The sequence below is a fragment of the Sulfurimonas sp. HSL-1656 genome (assembly GCF_039645585.1).
GTDB lineage: Bacteria > Campylobacterota > Campylobacteria > Campylobacterales > Sulfurimonadaceae > Thiomicrolovo > Thiomicrolovo subterrani.
Genome location: NZ_CP147915.1, coordinates 800,265 through 820,345, shown reverse-complemented (window position 1 = coordinate 820,345; position 20,081 = coordinate 800,265). Strand labels below are relative to the sequence as shown.

Genomic DNA, 20,081 nt, shown 5'->3' with positions numbered 1-20,081 from the left:
AATTAATTTAATATAAGAAAAATCAATTTAATAAAGACCCGTGTTATCGGACATCCGATTGCACCGGGGAAGGGCGTCTGCTATAATCCCCGCCATGAATGAAGATCTTCACACCAGTCTGCTACAGTGGTATGAAAGCCACGGCCGCCATACCCTTCCCTGGCGCAACACCGCCGATCCCTACCGTATCTGGATCAGCGAGATCATGCTGCAGCAGACCCAGGTAAAGACCGTCTTGGAACGCTTCTACTTCCCTTTTCTCGAACGCTTTCCGACCCTCCCGTCCCTCGCGAGCGCGCCCCTTGATGACGTACTGAAACAGTGGGAAGGGCTGGGCTACTATACCCGTGCAAAGAACCTTCACAAGGCGGCACAGCTGGCGGCACCGTTCATGCCCAAGAGCGTCGACGGACTGCTCGCTCTGCCGGGTATCGGCAAAAGCACCGCCCATGCCATCGCCGCCTTCGCCTACGCCATCCCTGTTCCCATCCTCGATGCCAACGTCAAACGTATCCTCTACCGTTTCTACGGCCGCAGGGAAGCTGATGAGAAAACGCTCTGGAATCTGGCCGAAAAGCTTTTCGACCCGGTGCACCCCTATGAATTCAACCAGGCGATGATGGATATCGGGGCCACGCTGTGCCTACCGAAAAGCACCAGGTGCGAAGAGTGCCCCTTTCAGAACGCCTGTAAAGGTGCCGCCGGCGACCCGCTGCATTACCCCGCACCGAAAAAAAGCAAAAGCGTACCGGTACGCGAACGGCATATCGTCGTCTACCGGCACAACGGAAACTACGGGTTAAAACAGCGTACGGGACGTTTTCTGCACGGGCTTTGGGGGTTCCATGAGCAGACAGCAGCGCCCGAACAGGGAACAGCGCTCGACAGCATCGTGCAGGTCTATTCACATTTCAGACTTGAAGCGGAGGTGTGGCTCTGTGAAGGTTATCATGAAGAGCTCACCTATTTCGGGAGGGAAGAGATCGACGCGCTGGCCCTGAGCGGGGCCGACCACAAGGTGCTGAAGCAGCTTAGCGCATCGCGCCCCTGACCTCCTTGGCCACCGCCTTTTCATCGACCAGCATCAGCAGCAGTGCCCCGATGACAAAGAAAACTGCGACCGATGCGATCCCCGCCCGTGAGCTGTGCGTCACCAGGGCAACCCCGCCGATCAGCAGCGGCCCAAGGACCGTCGCGAACTTCCCGAGGAAGTTGTAAAAGCCGAAGAACTCCGCCGCATACTCGGCAGGGATCATTTTCGAATAGTACGAGCGGCTCATCGCCTGGATACCGCCCTGGACCAGCGCGATCATCGCCGCCAGCAGGTAGAAAGAGCTCACGTCGTGCATGAAAGCCGCCAGAACGGCAATAAGCACATAAAAGCCAAGGGTCAGGTAGATCGCTTTTTTCGTGTTCCACATCTGTGCCAGTTTTGCGACGAGGATCGTCGCAGGAAACCCGACGAACTGCACCAGCAGCAGCGCTTTGATCAGGTCCCCGGCCTCGAACCCTATGGCCATGCCGTAATCGACGGCCATCCGGATGATCGTATCGACCCCGTCGATGTAGAACCAGTAGGCGACGAGGAAGAGAAAAAGGCCCTTGAGGTGCTTTATCTTGTGAAAGGTGCGCATCAGGCGGCGGTACCCGAGCACGGTGAGCGTCACCGTACCGATTTTACGGGTATTGCGTTTCTCTTTGACCCAGAATACGAACGGCAGCGCAAAGAGGGCCCACCAGAGCGCCACGGTCACGAAGGACGCCTTCACCCCCGCCGACGCGTCGGGGAAGCCGAACCACTCCGGCTGCTGCACCATCGCCACGTTCACCGCAAAGAGGATGCCGCCGCCGAGATACCCCAGGGCGTAGCCGAGCCCGGAGACCTTGTCGAAACGCTCCTCCGTCGTCACCGAGGGGAGAAAGGCATCGTAGAAGATGTTCGACCCCATAAACCCGATATTGCCAAGCACATAGACGAACGCGGCCAGCTCCCACTGCCCTTTGCCGACCAGCGCAAGCGACGCACTCATCAGGATGCCCAGGAAGGCAAAGAGGAGCAGAAAACGTTTACGGATACCGCCGGCGTCGGCAATGGCGCCGAGCAGGGGGGCGAGCAGCACGACGATGATGCTCGACACCGCATTGGCAAGCCCCAGCTGCGCCGTCGAGACCGTCGCATCGGCTTCGGCACTGTAGAAGGCTTTGAAAAAGAGCGGAAAGAATCCCGCCATCACCGTGGTCGCATAGGCGGAGTTCGCCCAGTCATACAGCGCCCAGCCGTAGATACTCTTCGCTTCGCGCGTCATTCTTTCTCCTTCGGGAGTGCTTCGGGGGTATAAAACAGCAGGTAGTCCGCTTCGCCAACATCGGCCGCCGCCGTCCCTTCCGGGACGGGGAGGATCGTGACATAGGGCCTATCGCTGCGGCGTGCGAAACGGGCATTGACGCCCAGACCGTAAGCCATGTGGAAGGCCCCCGCAAAGACGACCAGCAGATCATCCGGGGTCTGCAGCGCCGTAGTGGCCAGGCGAGCGCTCTGCTCCCCCATATAGCTGTCCCACGCCACCTGCACCCGGTACATCCGCTCCCGGCACTGTTGCGCGTCTTCCCCCGTCTGTTTTGCATGGCAGTGGGCGAAGAAGGGTGCGAGCATGCTGCGGTGTGCGCTGAGGTTCAGGTCAAGCTGTTCGAAGAAGGCACGCTGCGCGTCGTTCATGGCGGTGAGGTTGTTGTCTGAGACGGCTTTTTGGAACGCTTTTGTCATATTGATGCCGTAGAGCTTTCCATCCGCATTTCTGATGCTCCCGTAGATCGGTTCGTACGATGCGAAAGGGTAGCCCGCCTTCTTTTCCCAGCCGACCGCTTCGGTAAAGTTCCCCTCAAAGCTGCCGCCGGCATAGCGCGCCAGCAGCGTATCATCCTCGTGCACAAACCATTCGTTGGCCAGCAGGAGATGGCGCCCCTCCCCTGCCAGGGCCGTCAGCAGTTCGGCAAAACGTTCATGCATGGCAGTCGAGGCGTGATGGTCGCCGACAAAAAGCACCTGGTACGGGGCGAGACGCGACACCAGCGCGGCATCGCTGATGCAGGCCGCCTGCTTCATATCATAGAGACGGCACGGCTGCGGGAGAGTATGCTGCAGCGGGGCATCCGGCCGGCTGCAGCCCAGAAAAAGTGTAAGCACAACGGCGGGGAAAAGTGCGCTGAAATATTGCATGCAGTATAATATCCCAAATGCCTTAAGGGGTGACGACACGATGGCGGTCCGCTTCAGCTTCAAACACTTCCTGTTCAACGCCTTCAGGGAGCTTTTCCTCTACCACCACAGTTCGCTTGAATTCCGTGCCAAACTTTTTGCCGCGCTCATCTCGGCCGACAACGAAGCGAACGAGTGTGAATTCGATGTCGTCAAAGAGGCGGGGATGAAGATCTACAACGACGAAGACCGTTCAAATACGCTGGTACTGACGACGCGAGAGATGGTGGAGAAGGTCCTCAAGAACAACGGGCTTGACATCGATGCACTGGTCGAGGATATCATCCGCGACCTCCGTTCCGTGCCGCGCTACGCGCTGAAGATCGAGCTTTCCCAGCTGGAGCCGCTGCTCGCATGCCAGGATGACCCCGACATCACCGCGTATCAGCAGAGTATTTTGAGACTATTCGGGGAGCTGCGCAGCGAGTTCGTCTCGGCGCGGGAGGGCGATCAGCCCTTGTAGGGGGCGAGTTCGTAGCCCTCGCTCATCAGTTTCATGACGCCGCCGGCGAGGTTCTTGACGTTGTAGCCCTGCTGTTTCATGAACATGGCGACCTGCGCCGTGCGGGAACCGGTACGGCAGATAAAACCGATCTCTTTCTCTTTGCCGCCGAGCGCATCCATCGCCTTCATAAATCCCTCGGCATCGTAACTGCCGTCCATCTGGAAAAAGGTGACTGTTTTGCATCCCGGAACGACACCCGTCTGCATCCACTCCATTTCGGTGCGGATATCGACGACGACCATATCGGAGTTTTCCAGCATCTCTTTGTCCGGATATACGTTAAGACTTGACATTCTCTTCCTTTGAAATCATTCGGTTATAAAAATTAGGTAAAATTATATCGACTATCATTTAAACAAATTTTATCTGTTCCTTAATAGGCGATTCCATTAAAGCAGTTATAATACTGCGACTTTTTACACAGGGTGACGGCATGATCCGACGGTTTTTCAAACGCAGCCGCTTCAACGAGAAATATGCCGACCTCATCACCCGCTACAAAATCCCGCGTGCTTTTTTGAGTGTGAACAGGCATGCAGTTGCAAAAGGCGTTCTCGTCGGCCTCTTCGTCGCCTTTATCCCGATGCCGGCACAGATGGTCGCCATCGTCCTGCTGCAGCCGCTTTTCCGCTTCAACCTGCCGCTCTCCATCGCCCTGGTCTGGATCACCAACCCCGCAACGATGCCCTTCATCTACTATGTCGAGTACAAAACCGGCGGCTTCCTGCTCGGTATGCATGACCTGCCCCACGTCGCCATGAGCCTGGAGTGGTTCGAACACCATTTCGACGACATCGTCGCGCCGCTCTATACGGGCGCCCTCTTCTACTCAACCCTTTTTGCCGCTGCGGGCTATTACCTTGTCCAGCGGCTCTGGATCATCTCCGTACGCCGCCACCGCTCCCGGAGGCGGCGCTAGAGCGAAAAACGCTCCGGGTCGAAAAAGCTGTCGTCGGAGATGTGGCCGAACGCCGCGTTGATCGACGTGAAGAGGTCGGGGTATTTGCCCTCCATCTCCGAGAGCATCGTTTTCATCTCGGCACGCGCGTAGGGCATCTTGACATCGAAGCGCATGGAGGGGCACGCCTCGTCCCCAATGGTCGGCCAGCCGTTGTCGTGCGCGGCGGCCGCAAGCTGGCGTTCGCGCATCTGGATCAGCGGACGGATAACAACGAGGCCGTTGTCCGCGCGGTATTTCGGCGCGAGCGAGCGCAGGTGCCCGTTGTAGATCAGGTTCATAAAAAAGCTCTCGGCCGCGTCATCGAGGTGATGCCCCAAGGCGACCTTGTTGCACCCGAACTTCTCCGCGGCGCTGTAGAGCGACCCCCGGCGCATCCGGGAAAAGAAACTGCAGTACGAGGAGTTCTTGCGGATCTTCTCTTTGGCCGTATCATAGATATTCGTATCGTGGATATGGTGCTCGATGCCGTGCTCCCGGCAATGTTCAATCAGCGCGGAAAAATCCTCCCCCATGCCGTAAGCGACGGTCACGGCGACCAACTCGAAGTTGAAAGGGGCGCGGCGCTGCTGTTCCTTCATGGCGTGAATCAGGGTCAGGGAGTCTTTCCCGCCCGAGAGGCCGACAAGGATACGGTCCCCCTCCTCGACCAGGTTGAACGCGGCGTTGGTGCGGCCGAGCTGCCGCATGATTTTTTTACTGACCATGGGCGGCGGCGATCTTCTCCAGCATCCCCATGACGAAACTGCTGCTGACCTGCGAAGAGTGTTTCAGAAACTCGTCAAAATCGAAGGTTGCATCCATGTCAGCGGCATCGCTGATCGCACGCAGGACAAAGAAGGGGACCTGCATCGCATCGCAAACGACGGCGACGGCCGCCCCCTCCATCTCGATGGCGTCCGCCTCGAACGTCTTTTCGATCCACGCCTTACGCTCCGTATCCGCGATGAACTGATCACCGGTCGCGATGATCCCCCCTTTGAGTTCGATCCCCTTCTCCTCGGCAACGCTCTTGGCCATACGCAGGAGCTCGCGGGACGGTTCGACATAGACCTTGCCTTCGGGCACATAACCGTGCGGGTGACCGAATGCCGTGATATCGAGATCGTGCTGACACAGCTGCGTCGCGGCGATCAGATCGCCGATTTTCAGTTCGGGATTCACCGCGCCCGCGACCCCGGTGAAAAGGAGCATCTCGCAGCCGAACTTTTCGAGCATTGTCGCGGCGGTCAGTGCCGCGTTCACCTTGCCGATCTTGCTGTAGCCCAGCACGATATCAAGGCCTTTGAAACGCGCCTCGTGGTAGAGGTTACCGGCATATTCGACGTCATTGTGCTTCTTGAAATATTTGAGCAGCGGCTCGTGCTCACCCGCGTCGAGGAACGGCTCCACCTCTTCGACCATGGCCCCCATAATGGCAATTTTCATCATTCATCCCTGCATCGTAAAATTGTTGCAATTATAGCCAAAGAGCTTGAGAGCGCCTAAATCGGGGCCGGGGCGGATTACGCTACAATGGCGCATCTCTTCGGAACCCGTATCCGGAGCATTCTGCCACAAAGAGCCGCCGTGACCTCCAAGCCATTTACCACCCTTCCCCTGCCCGCCCCGCTGCTCGAAAACCTGGACGCGCTCGGCTACCGCCAAATGACCCCCGTGCAGGAGCAGAGCCTCCCTGCCCTGCTCGAAGGCAGGGACGCCGTCGTCCATGCACAGACCGGCAGCGGCAAAACCCTGGCCTTCGGGATCGGCATGATCATGAAGCTCGCGGAGGACGTCAAGGATATTCAGGGGCTTATTCTCTGCCCGACGCGGGAGCTGGCCGAGCAGGTGGCCGGGGAGCTGCGCCGCCTTTCGCGCCACCGGCCGAATATCAAGGTACTGACGCTCTGCGGCGGGGTGCCGCTGGCCCCGCAGCGCGACTCGCTCGCGTACGGGGCGCACATCGTCGTAGGCACCCCGGGACGGATCCTCGATCACCTGGGCAAGAAAACGCTTTCGCTCTTGAAGGTGCATACCCTGGTGCTCGACGAGGCCGACAGGATGCTCGACCTGGGCTTTCACGACGCCATCATGCAGATCGCCTCGCATCTTCCCTCCACCCGTCAAAGCCTGCTTTTTTCGGCGACCTTCCCCGGGACGATCACAGCTATCGCTTCCGCGCTGCTGCGTAACCCTGTAACCGTGGAGGTTGAAAGCGTCGCTACCGATACGACGCTCGAACAGCACTTCTTCAAGGTCAGCGGGGAGAAGAGCGATACGCTCCTGCGTCTGCTCGGGCACTACGCCCCCGAATCCGCCGTCATTTTCTGCAATACGAAGGCGGGCTGCGACGCCCTGGCCGACACCCTCGCCGATCAGGGCTACGATGCGGCCGTCCTGCACGGCGACCTGCGCCAGGGCGAACGCACCGAGGTCCTGACGCGTTTCGCCCTCGGCGGGATTCGGCTGCTCATCGCGACGGATGTCGCCGCCAGGGGGCTCGATATCAAGGAGCTGGGCGCAGTCATCAATTTCGACCTGCCCGAAAAACCCGAAACCTACCTCCACCGCGTCGGCCGTACGGCCCGGGCGGGCAGTACCGGGATGGCGCTCACGCTCTTCACCCCGAAGCAGCAGAGTGCCGCCGAACGGCTGGCTGTCGTCGGTAAGACTCCCTTCGCCCCTGAAGACGCTTCCGGTTTCGCACCGGCCGATCCCGCGCTGCTGCTGCCCCGTTTCGCGGTGCTGCGGATCGACGGCGGCCGGAAACAGAAGCTGCGTCCCGGAGACCTGCTCGGCGCCCTCTGCGCCTCCGGAGACATCGACGGCAAGGCGGTCGGGAGTATCGCCATCCACGACACCCTGGCCTACGTCGCTGTCGAACTGGGCGTTGCCGACAGTGCGTTGCAGCAGCTGAACCGCGGCAAGATCAAAGGCAAAAAGTTCCGCGCCAGGATCACGCCGTGACGATCTTCGTCGACGGAGACGCCTTCCCGAACCTGCTCAAGCCCATTGTCGTCCGTGCCGTCGAACGGGTGCAGGTACCGCTGGTACTGGTCTCGAACAAACCCGTCCGGCTGGGGGATTCCTCCCTGATCGAGACGGTCATCGTGGAAGCGGGTGCCGACGCCGCGGATGACCGGATCGTCGAAATGCTCTCTCCCGGCGATCTCGTCATCACGGCGGACATTCCCCTGGCCGACCGGGTGCTTTCCAAAAAAGCCCACGCCATTGACCACCGCGGGGAGCGCTACACGCCGGACAATATCAAGCAGTATCTGGCCATGCGCAACCTGATGGAGACGATCCGCGACAGCGGTGTCGTCACCGGCGGACCTAAACCGTTCGGGCCAAAGGATGTGCACGCTTTCGCCAATGCCCTGCACCGCTTTCTGACCGAGCACGTCAAAGCGTAAACACACGTGGCATACAAGAGAGAGAAACAATAGAAAATTGATCTGATTAACGTGAAGGGCGGTCTGAAAAGGCCGTCGCGGTAGGGAAAGGGATCAGTCGATCTTTGCGAGCCATTTTTCGACGTCGTGGAGCCGATGATCGGGTGTCACCGTCTCGACGGCCTCGTCGAAGAGCGGGAGACGGCGTTCAATGCCGCCGCGGGGCGTGATGACACGGCTGCCGCCCCAGAAACCCAGGCCGTCTTCGAAACCGACACGGTTGACGAAGACGACATAGGCGTTGGCGAGCTGTGCCAGGGACTTGAGCAGCGCGTCCCACTGCCCTTCGATTGCCAGTCCCTCCTCCTCGAATCCGCGTGCCGGGGAGTTGGCGATGACATAGACGAACTCCGGTTTCAGCGCCGCGACGTCGGCCATCGTCTGGGCGCGCCAGAGGTCTTCACAGACGAGCATGACGCTTCGGCCGAACGCCGTATCGAAGGCCTCGATACGGTTGCCCTTGAAAAAGTAACGTGCTTCCTCGAACATCCCGTAATTGGGCAGGTGCAGTTTGCGGTGAACATGGCGCAGTTCGCCGCCGCTGAAATAGCACGCGGTGTTGTAGGTCCGGCCGTTCTCTTTGAGCGCCGCACCGACGACAATGTCGCAGGCGAGGCTCGCCTTGGCAAGGGGTTCCAGTTCGGGGAGCGTCCAGGCATCCTCATAGACCTTGTCCTGAAGCAGGTAGCCGTTGAGGGCCAGTTCGGGGAAGACGATGACATCGTTGCGTCCGGCATAGGCAGCCGCCAGCGTTTCGCACGACTCAAGGTTCGTACGGTTCAGCCGGGGCGCGTTCTGGACGAGGGTGACGGTCATGAGAGTGCGTCGAGGGTAGCCTGGAGCGAATCCATGTCGAAGACGTTCAGCGTATTCATCTCTTTGGCAATGCGTTTGTTCAGTCCCGCAAGCACTTTGCCGTTGCCGAATTCAATCGCGAGGTCCACGTCCGGGGCGATCGCCGCAACGGACTGCTTGTAGCGGACCGGGTAGATCAGCTGTTCGCTGAGCAGCTCCACCGCCTGCTGTTTCGTATGGTACGGCTTGGCCGTGACATTGGAGATGATCGGGGCGTCAAACGGATCGTGCAGCACTTTTTCCAGCTCGACGCGCAGCGGGTCCTGCGCGGCGGAGAGCAGCGGGCAGTGGCTGGCAACCGACATGTTCAGCAGCAGGGCACGCTTTGCCCCCGCCGCTTTGAACGTCGTCTCCAGGCTCTGGAGGTCCGGCTTGAGACCCGCCACGACCAGCTGGCCGTCCTGGTTGTAGTTCGCAGGCCACACCTGCTTGTTTTCTTTGTTGCGGGCATCCGTACAGATCGTTTCGACCGCAGCGTCGTCAAGGCCGACGATAACCATCATCCCCGCTTCGACGCCTTCGCAGGCAGCCTGCATCAGCTGGCCGCGCTTGTGCACCAGTTCGACGGCGTCGAGGTAGTCGATCGCACCGGCCGCGCAGACCGCGGAGACTTCGCCGAGGGAGTGCCCCAGCAGCAGTGTCGGCGCCGTCGGGCGCGCTTCCTGGAAGAGCTTGTAAGCCATCATCGACACCAGCAGGATCGCCGGCTGGGTATAGGCAGTCTGATCGAGTTTCTCATTCGCCTCGAACATCAACGCTTTGAAATCGACCCCAATGCGGTCACTGGCCTTCTCGACCATCTCTTTTGCATAATCCGACGCCTCGTAGAACGCCCTGCCCATACCGACACTCTGGCTCCCCTGTCCCGGGAACACCATCGCGATTTTCTGACTCATTTCTCCTCCTGTGTTATGGTTCAAGCAGACCGAACTGCTCGTTTTCCGCAATCTTCTTGCGCAGGGTATTGCGGTTCAGCCCCAGGCGCTCCGCCAGCTGCAGCTGCGATTTGAACTTGCGCAGCCCCGTTCGGATCAGCGGGACCTCGTACAGGTGCAGGAATTTACGGTAGTCGTTATGCGATCCCATCTGTGCCTGCAGGTAACGCTCCATCACCTGCATCACTTCCGCTTCGTTCACCCCGCCCATCAGGCGTTCGAAATAGATCTGCTTGCGCAGGGAGTAGGCGTTGTCGCTCAGATCCGGCTTTTTGCCCGCAGCGGATGTTTCGCGCACCAGGTCGAAGATCCGGTCCGCTTCGGCATTGAAATGGCTGATCAGCAGTTCGACGTCTTCGGGGCGGTCGACAAGCGGCGGCAGCGCTATCTTCACGCTGAAGAACTCCCAGATGGCATCGGAGAGGTACTCGGATGAGGCCGTCGCGATCATGCGCACCTTGTCCGTTTTGACCCGCTCGAAGAGCAGTGTAATGTTCGGACAGTGTTCAATATGCGTCAAAACAACTTCATCATTGCTTTCAAGCGCATTGAGCACATTGTCAAAGTCGCGCGCGTCGAGCACGACGGCGCCGGGCAGAATTACCCGTGCGAGTGTCTGTTTGCCGGTCCCTTTCGGTCCGCTGATCAGCGCATTGACCTGAAGGGTTTTGAGCAGCGTCGCCGTCCGCAGCGCTTCGGTCGAAGCGTGTGAGGCTGCGAGAAACTCAGTGACAGCCACAGCTATGTCCGCCGCCGCTTCCGCAGCAGCCGTCATCGACCTTGTTCTCTGCCGGTACGCCGCTGGCGATCTCATCAGCCGTCGCGTCGCGTACCTCGTTGATCGTGACGCTGAACATCAGATCTTTGCCCGCCATCGGGTGGTTGAAGTCAACGACGACGCTCTCGTCTTTGATCTCTTTAACGACGACCTGAACGGTACCGCCGTCTTCACCCTGGCCGTAGAGTGTCATGCCTGCTTGAAGATCGATGCCGGCGAACTGCTCTTTCGGCACATCCTGAGTCGCTTCAGGGTTGTAGTCGCCGTAAGCGTCGGATGCTTTGACGAGGACATCGCCTTTTTCGCCTGCTGCCATATCCTGGATACCCGCTTCGAGGCCCGGAATGATCTGTCCCTTGCCGAACATGAACACGAGCGGCTGACCGCCGATGTTGGAGTCAACGACTTTGCCGTCGGCCTGGACTTCATACTGGATGGATACGACTTGATTCGTTTCGATAGCCATAATATAACCTTTACAAAAATTTAGGGATTCTAACCCGATCTAACTATAGTGCGGCTGAAAAAGTAGCGCTATAGCTGCCTACAAAGTATTCAGAAGCCGTTCGGCTTCCGCTGCTTCATTTGAGGCAGGGTATTTAGCGATCAGAGACCGGAGAAACTTTTTCGCGTTTGCCGAATCACCGGTATGCATCATACATTCCGCACTGTGCAGCATCAGTTTCGGCATGAAGGACGTTTTCGAAGAACGCGCGGCACTCTCTTTGTAATACGAGAGCGCTTTGGACCACTCTTTGCGGTAGTGCCACATCTCCCCGATCATGAAGTGCGCATACGCCGGCTTGTAGCTGCGGCGGATAAGCTCCTCGTACATCGGGATAGCCTCTTTGAAGAAGAGCTTGTTGTAGTTCGCCTTCGCCTCGGCGGCGAGCTCCTTGCTCGATTTCGACTGCAGTGAGTCCGTCGCCGCAGGTGCACTGACGCTTTTGAGCGTTTTGCCGAGATCGCGTTTGAAGGCGTTGATCTCCCCGACAAGCCCATTGAACTCGTCTTTGGAGACGTAATTGGCATTGATGGCATCGACCTGGGCCGCCATCTTTTCCAGTACCGCCTTGAGCGAAGCGATATTCGCCTCATTGGCATGTACAGCCTCTTCCAACGCCGCGACCTTTGCATCACGGTCCGCCGCCACATCCTGACCCGAGGTCAGTTCGCCGACTTTGAGCCTGTTTTCCTGGGTTTTTTCCGCCAGACCTTCAATGATCGTCTGCAACCCGTCGATACGTTCGCGCAGGCTTTGAAGCTGGGCACTGTTTTCTTGGGATTTGCGTTTGGCGTTTTGGAGGTTTTGCCGGTTCTCGACAATCTTTTTTTCGGATTCCGTCAACCCGTAAGGCGAGTCGCTGTCAAGGTTGCCGGCACCGAATACGGAGGGTTCGGACGCCTGCAGCTGAAGGAGCAGCGCGCCCGCCAAAAGGAGGGAAAGACGTTTCATCGGTCCCGATTACGGAAGGAGTTTGAAATCGTCGCGGCGGTTCTTGGCCCAGCACTCCTGCGTCTTTTCGACACAGACAGGATTGCTTTCACCGTAGCTTACCATGCTGATACGTTCAGCATTGACGCCTTCGGCGACCAGCGCGTCTTTGGCGGCTTTGGCACGTTTCAGACCCAGTGCGAAGTTGTACTCGTCACTACCCCATTCGTCACAGTTACCTTCGATTTTGATGTTGAAGGCAGCCGCTTTGTTCTGCATCAGTGCAGCATTCGTCTGCAGTTTCGTAGACGCTTCCATACTGATGTCGAATTTATCGAACGCAAAATAGATGGACAGCATCTGGCGCTCCAGGGCACTCATCGTCTCTTCGCCGAGCTCGATCGTGCTGTCACTGACACCGGCATTTTCATCAACAACGACAGTATCGGCATCCGCCGCACTCTCCATCTGGCTGCTATCCGCACCCTGCGTCTCATCGATCGCCGGTGTTTTAGAGCTACAACCAGCCAACAACATCAGAACTACACTGCTGTAAACCAACACTTTTTTCATCACAATCCTTTAGGGGAGTCCGAACAGAGCCTTATGCAGGATGTCCTCGAAATAATCCTGAAGATTTTAGCAAAAAAAACTTAACAGAATATAGCAAATTGGTTTAAGCAACCAATTTACCAGTCAAGCGACTGGATTTTTCCGCTGGCCAGCGGGAACAGGAAGTTCTTGTTCTGGGCAAGGCGGATGACGCCGATGGCGCTCTGCTGCTTATAGTTCTTGATGTAGATGATCGCATCACCGTCGTTGGAGAAACGCGGGAATTCGTTGACGCCCGTTGCCGTCAGGCGGCGGATGAAGTCCGTCTTCATCGAGATCAGGTGCAGGTTGAACGTGTTGGTCCCGAACGCATCACTGGTTTCGCGGGCTTTGTAGACCACGTATTCGTTATGCGCGCTGCACGCGGAGTTGTCCTTGCCGTAGAAGACCAGCTGCTCTATTTTGGCTTCGCCCGGGCGTTTGGCGAAGACATTCGGATAACCGAGGCGGTTGGAGATGAAGACGACCCGGCCGTCATTCATGAACTGCCCGTTGACATCGATGCCGCCGTAGGTCGTGACGCGCTTGGCGGTTTTCGTCACCGTATCGTACTGATAGATATCCGGCTGCCCTTGCGGCGCCATGGTAAGCAGAAGATCACGCCCGTCCCGGCTGACATCGGAGCAGACCAGCATCCCGTCCGAACTCAGCATTGCCGTACGCGCACCGGTACGGACATCGATTTTGAACAGGGTCGGCTTGTTGCCGCTGAGCGATGTGTAATAGAACGCCGAGTGTGCTTCGTCCGCCCATTTAGGGAAGACGTTCAACCCCCCTTTGATCATGACATGCTGATAAGAGAGCGTATAGTCGGCAATGACGATTTCGCTCTCCATGCGTCCCTTCACACGCGCAAAGATGATCTTGCGCTTGAGCCAGTCCAGCGGTGCCTGACCGAAAAATTCGTTGATGTCATAGGCAATTGCATGGGAGACGAACGGACTCATTGCGGTGTTGGCAACACGGTAGCTTTTCTGCAGGACCACCTTATCTTCCTGGAAAAGACGGATGTCCGCGACAAAAGCGGCATCGTCGTCGCGAAGACGGAAACGCAGTGTATAGTCCATGGCCCGGTTGAGCACGGAAGCGTTATCGAAATGCGTGGTGGCATAATGGTGATCGACATTGAACAGCGTCAAGACATTCAGGTCGCTGGAGAGCAGGTTGTAAAAGCGTTTGGCCGGCGTACCGGTAAAATCAACGGAGGCATCCTCGACCGCAATGGACGGAAGGCTGTCGGCCTCTTTTACTACTTCGATGGTCGCATCGGCGGCGAACATCAACGTCACACTCATCATCAACGCAATGAAAAAACGCATCGTTACTCCTTGGAGACCAGACTGACGTCCAGAACGGCCTCGTTTCCTTTTGGGTTTCTATCGAACGTGACACGCGCCAGCCGCTTTTCAAGCTGCCCGACCTCCCGGTCGAAAAACGATTCGCCCGAAGCCCGGAGGACTTTGAAGCGCGTCATCTTCCCGCCGGCCGATATCCAGATCCGGATCAGGGAAACGGAGCCTTCGGAATTGACCGGCGGGAAGAAGTTCTCATAGATAGTGGCCTGTATTTTAGCGTAATACGCATTGACTTCCGCACCGCCCGATGCGCTCTGCCCTCCGGCTTCCTGCGAGGGACGCACCAGGTTCAGGTTCTTCACCTGTTCTGCGGTCGCCGTTGCATCGCGTTTTTTTGTCGTTTTGATACGTTTCTGGAGGTTGGCCAGCCGTTTCGTATCGATTTTCTGCTGCGGTTCGGGGCGCTTGGTATGGACGATCTTCTGGGTCTGAATATCCGAAAAGAGCGACGAGATATCCTCGACCGGCGTCGGTGACTCTTCGGGTTCGGGTGTCGGCTCCGGCGCCGCCTCCTGCTTGGGAACGGGCTTGGGCGTATTGTTCTGCTTGGAGGTGATGAGCGGCACGTCGACCAGCGAAACGGAGACCGTCGAGCTCTTCGTCAGCGCATAGCTATGCATTTTGTCCAATCCCCGCAGGAGCTGGAAAAAAAGCAATACAATGAGGAGGAACAGGACAACGGCGTAGAGACCGCCCAGGTAGAAGTCCCGGGGATTGTCAACCGTTGGTAGCGAGAGAGACTTCACTAAAACCTGCCTGTTTTACCGCTGCGAGTACCGACATGACCATCCCGTAGTCGAGGGAACGGTCGGCGCTGATCGTAACCGTCGACTTGGCATCGAGGTTCTCCTGCGCAAAGCGGTAGAAATTGTCGATGAAACCGAGACGGTCGAATTTCTCTTTGTTGACGAGGATCTCGCCCTCTTTCGTGATGACGATATGGACCTGCGGCTTCTTCTCAAGCTGCTTCTGCGCCGAGCCCTGGGGAAGGTTTATAAGCTCTTCGTAGACGATATTCGGTGCGATAACCATGAGGATCGCCAACAGCACGAGCATGACATCCACCAGAGGGGTGATGTTCAGCTCAGGCCGCTCTTCCCAGTCAAAGACACTCACGCCGCGTCCGTCGCTTTGGCCATCAGGGCATCACGCTGCATCTGCAGCAGACCGGTCAGTTCATACGCCCGGCGTTTGACAATCTGATGGTAGGTATAGGCGAAAATGGCCACGAAAATACCGGCCGCCGTCGCAACAAGTGCGTCGGAGACACCGGCGGCGATGACCGCCATCGTTCCGCTGGAACTTCCGATGTTGTTGAACGTATCGAGAATCGACACGACTGTACCGAACAGACCGATAAACGGTGCCGTTGATGCGACGACAGAGAGGATAGCCAGCCCCTTGGTCGCTTCTTTCGTCCCGGCGAAAAGCCCCAGGTCAAACAGTTCGTTCGAGAGGCGCTTGCTGCTTTTGATGAAGTGGTTCAGGTAGGAGTTCGCTGCGATCCCCTGTGCACCCATCAGAAGCGATTCAAGCGAATCCGTCTCTTTGTCGACCCAGCGGTTCAATGCAAGAAAGCGGTAGAAAAAAGTCCAGTTGATGACGATGAAATAGACCGCAAGCAGTGCCAGTACCCCGAGGGTGACACTGTTGCTTGTGAGATAGTAGTCGCTGAGCGATTCAAACATGATAATTGCTTAGAGCAGTTTGTGTGCAGCCGATTCGATCTTGGCTGAGACCGAAGCCAGTGCCATCTTGGAGTCGGAAACGTCTGAAAGAAGTTTCTTCGCATCTTCGAGCACTTTGGCGACTTCGCTTTCGCCTTCGCCGCGGATCGCGACGGCACCGTCAACCAGTACCGTCACCTTGTCTTCCGTCACCTGGACAACGCCCCAGTTTACGACGATGGACTCAGTGCGCTTGTCTGTAGTGACGATATCGATAACGCCGGCTTTGAGCAGCGTCGTCAGTGAAGCGTGGCGCGGCAGAACACCGAATTCACCCTCTTCACCCGGCAGCGTGACTTCAACGGCTTCATTATCAAAAATGAGACCGTTAGGCGTGATCACTTCCAGTTTAAAAGTATCCATTACTTATTCCTTTTGCACTGAAAAAGATTACGATTTTGCTTTTTCAGCTTTTTCGATCGCCTCTTTCATGTCACCGACCATATAGAATGCGTTTTCCGGCATATGGTCGTATTCACCCTCGAGAATACCTTTGAAGCCTTTGATAGTATCTTCAAGCGTAACGTATTTACCCGGTGCACCTGTAAAGACCTCTGCAACGAAGAACGGCTGAGAAAGGAACTTCTCGATCTTACGTGCACGTTCGACAGTTGCTTTGTCATCTTCAGAGAGTTCGTCCATACCAAGGATCGCGATGATATCCTGCAGGTCTTTGTACTTCTGAAGCGTTTTCTGGACGCCGCGAGCAACGTTGTAGTGCTCTTCGCCGATGATCTGCGGGTCGAGCAGGCGAGACGTAGAGTCAAGCGGGTCGACGGCCGGGTAGATACCTTTTTCAGCGATCTTACGGTTCAGAACCGTCGTAGCATCGAGGTGGGCGAAGACAGACGCCGGCGCCGGGTCAGTCAGGTCGTCCGCCGGGACGTAAACCGCCTGGACGGAAGTGATAGAACCCTTCGTCGTAGACGTAATACGATCCTGCAGCGCACCCATCTCGCGTGCCAGTGTCGGCTGGTAACCGACGGCAGACGGGATACGGCCGAGAAGTGCAGACATCTCGGAACCGGACTGTGCGAAACGGAAGATATTGTCGATGAACATCAGAACGTCGAGGCCTTTTTCATCACGGAAATATTCCGCCATGGTCAGACCCGTCAGCGCGATACGGTTACGTGCTCCCGGAGGCTCGCTCATCTGGCCGTAGCAGAGGGCAACTTTGTCCAGAACGTTCGAGTCTTTCATCTCGTGGTAGAGGTCGTTACCTTCACGGGTACGCTCACCGACACCGGCGAAGACGGAGTAACCGCTGTGTGCGTGTGCAACGTTGTGGATCAGCTCCATGATAATGACGGTTTTACCGACACCGGCACCACCGAACAGACCGACTTTACCACCCTTCGCGTACGGTGCGAGGAGGTCGACGACTTTGATACCCGTTTCGAACATCTCAGTCTTCGTGCTCTGCTCGACAAGCGGCGGAGGATCGCGGTGGATTGACCACATTTCAGCGTCAGTGACCTGATCGCCGTCGTCGATCGTCTCACCGATAACGTTGAAGATACGACCGAGAACTTTGTCACCGACCGGTACTTTGATCGGTGCGCCAGTCGCGACAGCTTCTGTACCGCGGACCAGACCTTCAGTCATGTCCATGGCGATCGTACGGACACGACCGTCACCGAGGTGGGAAGCGACTTCGAGAACCAGACGGTACTCGTTGCCTTCCACACTTGCTTTTACCTCGATCGCTTCATTGATCGCAGGAAGATTTCCGTCGAACTCAACGTCGACAACCGGTCCCATGACCTGGATAATTTTTCCAACCATTCGATTCCTCCTATTTCATCGATTCGACGCCGCTGATGATTTCGATCAGCTCGGTCGTAATTGCTTCCTGACGTGCCTTGTTGTATTGGACCGTCAGTTTCTTCACCATCTCTTTGGCGTTGTTCGTAGCCGCATCCATCGCCTGCATCCGCGCGGAGTGCTCCGCTGCGACTGAGTCGATCAGTGCGTAGTACATGTTGTACTGTGCATACTTCGTCAAGAGTGCGTCAAGCATTTTTTCGCTGTCTTCGGCTTCCAGTTCCAGCAGGGAACCTTTGCTGACGTCCTGGCAGTCAAACTCATTGGTGTCGACCGGCATGATGCGGTTGACATGGAGTTCCTGCGTGATGACGTTCTTGTAGCCGTTGTAAACGACGTAGACACCGTCGATCTTGCCGTCTTTGAAGTCCTGGATGGATGCATCCATGAACTCGGCGGCACGATCCATGTCCGGCGCAGAGCTCAGACCGATCTCCTGGTCGAGCATCTCCACCTGGTTGTAGCTGAAGAACTCGATCCCTTTCTTGCCGATACCGCGAAGGCGAACTTTCACCTTCTCGTCTTTGAACTCGGCCATCAGTCTGCGAACCGCTTTGATCGTCTGCATGTTGAAGCCGCCGCAGAGGCCCTTGTCGGCCGTGACGAAAATGATATCGACCATTTTCGGCGCTTCAATCTCGGAGAACGCGCGGTTTTCGATACCGCCGATCTTCATACATTCGATCTGGCTGGCCAGTTCAGAGATCATGGCATTCGTTTTTTCGGCAAAAAGACGTGAGCGCTTCGCGAGCTCTTCCGCACGGCGGAGTTTCGCCGTGGAGACGAGCTTCATCGCACGCGTCGTCTTCTGCGTGCTAGAGACACTCTTGATCTTCCGTTGAATATCTTTTAAGTTGGCCATGATGGTCCTTACTCAGCGACGAAAGACGCTTTGAACTCTTCGATCGCTTTTTTCATCAGGGCACTCGTCTCATCGTCGATTTTGGATGTAGAACGAATGTTCTCGAAAATCTGAGGATAAGAAGCCTCTACGAACGGATACAGTTCTGCTTCGAACTTGACAACGCTGCTCGCCGGCAGGTCGTCGAGGTAACCTTCGTTACCCGCGAAGATCACAAGCGCCTGCTTCTCTGCAGTAAGCGGAGAGTACGGCGGCTGCTTCAGAACTTCGACCATGCGCTGACCGCGTTCAAGCTGCTTGCGGCTGACTTCGTCGAGGTCGGAAGCGAACTGGGCGAACGCCTGGAGTTCGCGGTACTGTGCCAGGTCGAGGCGCAGTGTACCGGCAACCTGCTTGGTTGCTTTGATCTGTGCTGCACCACCGACGCGTGATACAGAGAGACCGACGTTGATCGCCGGGCGGATACCGGAGTTGAACAGGTCTGTCTCGAGGAAGATCTGTCCGTCGGTAATGGAGATGACGTTTGTCGGGATGTATGCCGCAACGTCGCCTGCCTGCGTTTCAATGATCGGCAGTGCCGTCAGTGAACCTGCACCTTTCTCATCGTTGAGCTTCGCAGCACGCTCGAGGAGGCGGGAGTGGAGGTAGAAAACGTCACCCGGGAACGCTTCGCGGCCCGGAGGGCGGCGGAGGATCAGGGACATTTCACGGTAAGCGACCGCATGCTTGGAAAGGTCATCGTAAACGATCAGACCGTGGCGCGCGTTGTCACGGAAGTATTCACCCATCGTGACACCCGTGTACGGCGCGAGGAACTGCAGTGCAGCCGCTTCGGACGCTGTCGCGGAAACGATGATCGTGTACTCGAGGGCACCGTGCTCTTCGAGGCGGCGGACAACCTGAGCGACCGTAGACTCTTTCTGACCGACAGCAACATAGATACAGACAACGCCGTTGCCTTTCTGGTTGATGATCGTGTCGAGTGCAACAGTTGTTTTACCTGTCTGGCGGTCACCGATGATCAGCTCGCGCTGACCGCGGCCGATCGGCACGAGGGCGTCGATAGACTTGATACCGGTAGCCATCGGTTCATGGACGGATTTACGTGCCATGATACCCGGTGCTTTCTCTTCGACGAAACGGTTTTCCGTTGCTTCGATCGGGCCTTTGCCGTCAATAGGCTCACCGAGGGCGTTGACAACGCGACCGAGCAGTGCGTCGCCGACCGGTACGCGCAGCAGTTTGCCCAGGCGCTTGACGCTCATGCCTTCGCGCAGTGCACCGCTTTTACCGAGGATAACAACACCGACGCTGCTCTCTTCGAGGTTGAGGACAAGACCCTGAGTCCCGTCTTCGAATTCGACCATTTCACCGGCCATTGCATTGGACAGGCCATAGACCTGAGCAACACCGTCTCCGTAAGAGACGATCTTCCCTGTTTCATTAATATCGACGTTCAGTTCAAAGTTCTCGATACGTTCTTTGATGATCGAACTGATTTCATCTGCTTGTACTTTTGCTACCACTATGCTATCTCCT

The 20,081-nt window shown here is 57.0% G+C and carries 24 protein-coding genes; 5 read left to right on the top strand and 19 right to left on the bottom strand.

Annotation, left to right across the window (positions count from 1 at the left end; all coding sequences use genetic code 11):
- Positions 1–94: 94 nt before the first annotated feature.
- Complete coding sequence (locus WCX49_RS04180) at positions 95–1,051, top strand: A/G-specific adenine glycosylase (RefSeq protein WP_345986324.1); 957 nt, start codon at positions 95–97, stop codon at positions 1,049–1,051.
- On the opposite strand, the gene WCX49_RS04175 is transcribed toward WCX49_RS04180, so the two are convergent.
- Together WCX49_RS04175 and WCX49_RS04170 are read right to left on the bottom strand one after the other, a co-directional pair.
- Positions 1,032–2,306, bottom strand: a complete 1,275-nt coding sequence (locus WCX49_RS04175; RefSeq protein WP_345986323.1) for an MFS transporter — start codon at positions 2,304–2,306, stop codon at positions 1,032–1,034. The two genes, WCX49_RS04180 and WCX49_RS04175, sit on opposite strands and share 20 nt — an antisense overlap.
- Positions 2,303–3,217 carry a ChaN family lipoprotein gene (locus tag WCX49_RS04170; protein WP_345986322.1) on the bottom strand — a complete coding sequence of 305 codons (915 nt, stop codon included), beginning with the start codon at positions 3,215–3,217 and terminating at the stop codon, positions 2,303–2,305. The genes WCX49_RS04175 and WCX49_RS04170 overlap by 4 nt, the downstream gene beginning before the upstream one ends.
- On the opposite strand from WCX49_RS04170, the gene WCX49_RS04165 reads away from it, so the two are divergent.
- Positions 3,216–3,719, top strand: coding sequence for a hypothetical protein (locus tag WCX49_RS04165; RefSeq protein ID WP_345986321.1), 504 nt, complete (start codon positions 3,216–3,218; stop codon positions 3,717–3,719). The genes WCX49_RS04170 and WCX49_RS04165 overlap by 2 nt on opposite strands.
- On the opposite strand, the gene WCX49_RS04160 is transcribed toward WCX49_RS04165, so the two are convergent.
- Positions 3,707–4,054, bottom strand: a complete 348-nt coding sequence (locus WCX49_RS04160) for a rhodanese-like domain-containing protein (protein WP_345986320.1) — start codon at positions 4,052–4,054, stop codon at positions 3,707–3,709. The two genes, WCX49_RS04165 and WCX49_RS04160, sit on opposite strands and share 13 nt — an antisense overlap.
- 140 nt (positions 4,055–4,194) lie before the next feature.
- On the opposite strand from WCX49_RS04160, the gene WCX49_RS04155 reads away from it, so the two are divergent.
- Entirely contained in the window at positions 4,195–4,680 is a 486-nt protein-coding gene (locus WCX49_RS04155; protein WP_345986319.1) for a DUF2062 domain-containing protein, read from the top strand.
- Here WCX49_RS04155 and WCX49_RS04150 read toward each other — a convergent pair.
- Positions 4,677–5,426, bottom strand: coding sequence for an ATP-binding protein (locus tag WCX49_RS04150; RefSeq protein ID WP_345986318.1), 750 nt, complete (start codon positions 5,424–5,426; stop codon positions 4,677–4,679). The genes WCX49_RS04155 and WCX49_RS04150 overlap by 4 nt on opposite strands.
- Positions 5,416–6,150, bottom strand: coding sequence for a 5'-methylthioadenosine/adenosylhomocysteine nucleosidase (locus WCX49_RS04145; protein ID WP_345986317.1), 735 nt, complete (start codon positions 6,148–6,150; stop codon positions 5,416–5,418). Before WCX49_RS04145 ends, WCX49_RS04150 begins: the two co-directional genes overlap by 11 nt.
- Positions 6,151–6,288: 138 nt before the next feature.
- On the opposite strand from WCX49_RS04145, the gene dbpA reads away from it, so the two are divergent.
- Complete coding sequence (dbpA, locus tag WCX49_RS04140) at positions 6,289–7,668, top strand: ATP-dependent RNA helicase DbpA (protein WP_345986316.1); 1,380 nt, start codon at positions 6,289–6,291, stop codon at positions 7,666–7,668.
- Entirely contained in the window at positions 7,665–8,117 is a 453-nt protein-coding gene (locus tag WCX49_RS04135; protein WP_345986315.1) for a YaiI/YqxD family protein, read from the top strand. Before dbpA ends, WCX49_RS04135 begins: the two co-directional genes overlap by 4 nt.
- Before the next feature lie 93 nt (positions 8,118–8,210).
- On the opposite strand, the gene WCX49_RS04130 is transcribed toward WCX49_RS04135, so the two are convergent.
- The 14 genes from WCX49_RS04130 to atpA all read right to left on the bottom strand — a co-directional run bounded on the left by WCX49_RS04130 (position 8,211) and on the right by atpA (position 20,068).
- On the bottom strand, positions 8,211–8,972 hold the full coding sequence (locus WCX49_RS04130) for a nitrilase-related carbon-nitrogen hydrolase (protein WP_345986314.1): 762 nt from the start codon (positions 8,970–8,972) through the stop codon (positions 8,211–8,213).
- On the bottom strand, positions 8,969–9,907 hold the full coding sequence (gene fabD, locus WCX49_RS04125; protein WP_345986313.1) for an ACP S-malonyltransferase: 939 nt from the start codon (positions 9,905–9,907) through the stop codon (positions 8,969–8,971). The genes WCX49_RS04130 and fabD overlap by 4 nt, the downstream gene beginning before the upstream one ends.
- 13 nt (positions 9,908–9,920) lie before the next feature.
- A complete protein-coding gene (locus tag WCX49_RS04120; RefSeq protein WP_345986312.1) occupies positions 9,921–10,685 on the bottom strand; it encodes a helix-turn-helix domain-containing protein in 765 nt (254 codons plus the stop codon).
- Positions 10,672–11,190, bottom strand: a complete 519-nt coding sequence (locus WCX49_RS04115) for a peptidylprolyl isomerase (RefSeq protein ID WP_345986311.1) — start codon at positions 11,188–11,190, stop codon at positions 10,672–10,674. Before WCX49_RS04115 ends, WCX49_RS04120 begins: the two co-directional genes overlap by 14 nt.
- A 78-nt stretch (positions 11,191–11,268) precedes the next feature.
- Positions 11,269–12,180: a tetratricopeptide repeat protein gene (locus tag WCX49_RS04110; RefSeq protein WP_345986310.1), complete on the bottom strand. Its 912-nt coding sequence runs from the start codon at positions 12,178–12,180 to the stop codon at positions 11,269–11,271.
- A 9-nt stretch (positions 12,181–12,189) separates the two neighbouring features.
- Positions 12,190–12,732 carry a peptidoglycan-associated lipoprotein Pal gene (gene pal / locus WCX49_RS04105; RefSeq protein ID WP_345986309.1) on the bottom strand — a complete coding sequence of 181 codons (543 nt, stop codon included), beginning with the start codon at positions 12,730–12,732 and terminating at the stop codon, positions 12,190–12,192.
- A 116-nt stretch (positions 12,733–12,848) separates the two neighbouring features.
- A complete protein-coding gene (tolB, locus tag WCX49_RS04100; RefSeq protein ID WP_345986308.1) occupies positions 12,849–14,090 on the bottom strand; it encodes a Tol-Pal system protein TolB in 1,242 nt (413 codons plus the stop codon).
- A 2-nt stretch (positions 14,091–14,092) separates the two neighbouring features.
- The gene (locus WCX49_RS04095) at positions 14,093–14,872 is read right to left on the bottom strand and encodes a TonB C-terminal domain-containing protein (RefSeq protein WP_345986307.1); all 780 of its coding nucleotides are present in this window, start codon (positions 14,870–14,872) and stop codon (positions 14,093–14,095) included.
- Positions 14,844–15,242, bottom strand: a complete 399-nt coding sequence (locus WCX49_RS04090; RefSeq protein ID WP_345986306.1) for a biopolymer transporter ExbD — start codon at positions 15,240–15,242, stop codon at positions 14,844–14,846. The genes WCX49_RS04095 and WCX49_RS04090 overlap by 29 nt, the downstream gene beginning before the upstream one ends.
- A complete protein-coding gene (locus WCX49_RS04085) occupies positions 15,239–15,814 on the bottom strand; it encodes a MotA/TolQ/ExbB proton channel family protein (RefSeq protein WP_345986305.1) in 576 nt (191 codons plus the stop codon). Before WCX49_RS04085 ends, WCX49_RS04090 begins: the two co-directional genes overlap by 4 nt.
- A gap of 9 nt (positions 15,815–15,823) precedes the next feature.
- A complete protein-coding gene (gene atpC, locus WCX49_RS04080) occupies positions 15,824–16,216 on the bottom strand; it encodes an ATP synthase F1 subunit epsilon (protein ID WP_345986304.1) in 393 nt (130 codons plus the stop codon).
- A gap of 27 nt (positions 16,217–16,243) precedes the next feature.
- Entirely contained in the window at positions 16,244–17,641 is a 1,398-nt protein-coding gene (atpD, locus tag WCX49_RS04075; RefSeq protein WP_345986303.1) for a F0F1 ATP synthase subunit beta, read from the bottom strand.
- A gap of 10 nt (positions 17,642–17,651) precedes the next feature.
- Positions 17,652–18,542, bottom strand: coding sequence for an ATP synthase F1 subunit gamma (gene atpG, locus WCX49_RS04070; RefSeq protein WP_345986302.1), 891 nt, complete (start codon positions 18,540–18,542; stop codon positions 17,652–17,654).
- 8 nt (positions 18,543–18,550) lie between these two features.
- Positions 18,551–20,068, bottom strand: coding sequence for a F0F1 ATP synthase subunit alpha (atpA, locus tag WCX49_RS04065; protein ID WP_345986301.1), 1,518 nt, complete (start codon positions 20,066–20,068; stop codon positions 18,551–18,553).
- Positions 20,069–20,081 lie beyond the last annotated feature (13 nt).

Bases quoted from the DNA above. Each gene is read 5' to 3' on its own strand.
- WCX49_RS04180 (WP_345986324.1), top strand. From the start codon at position 95: ATGAATGAAGATCTTCACACCAGTCTGCTACAGTGGTATGAAAGCCAC.
- WCX49_RS04175 (WP_345986323.1), bottom strand. From the start codon at position 2,306: ATGACGCGCGAAGCGAAGAGTATCTACGGCTGGGCGCTGTATGACTGG.
- WCX49_RS04165 (WP_345986321.1), top strand. From the start codon at position 3,216: ATGCAGTATAATATCCCAAATGCCTTAAGGGGTGACGACACGATGGCG.
- WCX49_RS04170 (WP_345986322.1), bottom strand. From the start codon at position 3,217: ATGCAATATTTCAGCGCACTTTTCCCCGCCGTTGTGCTTACACTTTTT.
- WCX49_RS04160 (WP_345986320.1), bottom strand. From the start codon at position 4,054: ATGTCAAGTCTTAACGTATATCCGGACAAAGAGATGCTGGAAAACTCC.
- WCX49_RS04155 (WP_345986319.1), top strand. From the start codon at position 4,195: ATGATCCGACGGTTTTTCAAACGCAGCCGCTTCAACGAGAAATATGCC.
- WCX49_RS04150 (WP_345986318.1), bottom strand. From the start codon at position 5,426: ATGGTCAGTAAAAAAATCATGCGGCAGCTCGGCCGCACCAACGCCGCG.
- WCX49_RS04145 (WP_345986317.1), bottom strand. From the start codon at position 6,150: ATGATGAAAATTGCCATTATGGGGGCCATGGTCGAAGAGGTGGAGCCG.
- WCX49_RS04130 (WP_345986314.1), bottom strand. From the start codon at position 8,972: ATGACCGTCACCCTCGTCCAGAACGCGCCCCGGCTGAACCGTACGAAC.
- fabD (WP_345986313.1), bottom strand. From the start codon at position 9,907: ATGAGTCAGAAAATCGCGATGGTGTTCCCGGGACAGGGGAGCCAGAGT.
- WCX49_RS04115 (WP_345986311.1), bottom strand. From the start codon at position 11,190: ATGGCTATCGAAACGAATCAAGTCGTATCCATCCAGTATGAAGTCCAG.
- WCX49_RS04110 (WP_345986310.1), bottom strand. From the start codon at position 12,180: ATGAAACGTCTTTCCCTCCTTTTGGCGGGCGCGCTGCTCCTTCAGCTG.
- pal (WP_345986309.1), bottom strand. From the start codon at position 12,732: ATGAAAAAAGTGTTGGTTTACAGCAGTGTAGTTCTGATGTTGTTGGCT.
- tolB (WP_345986308.1), bottom strand. From the start codon at position 14,090: ATGCGTTTTTTCATTGCGTTGATGATGAGTGTGACGTTGATGTTCGCC.
- WCX49_RS04085 (WP_345986305.1), bottom strand. From the start codon at position 15,814: ATGTTTGAATCGCTCAGCGACTACTATCTCACAAGCAACAGTGTCACC.
- atpC (WP_345986304.1), bottom strand. From the start codon at position 16,216: ATGGATACTTTTAAACTGGAAGTGATCACGCCTAACGGTCTCATTTTT.
- atpD (WP_345986303.1), bottom strand. From the start codon at position 17,641: ATGGTTGGAAAAATTATCCAGGTCATGGGACCGGTTGTCGACGTTGAG.
- atpG (WP_345986302.1), bottom strand. From the start codon at position 18,542: ATGGCCAACTTAAAAGATATTCAACGGAAGATCAAGAGTGTCTCTAGC.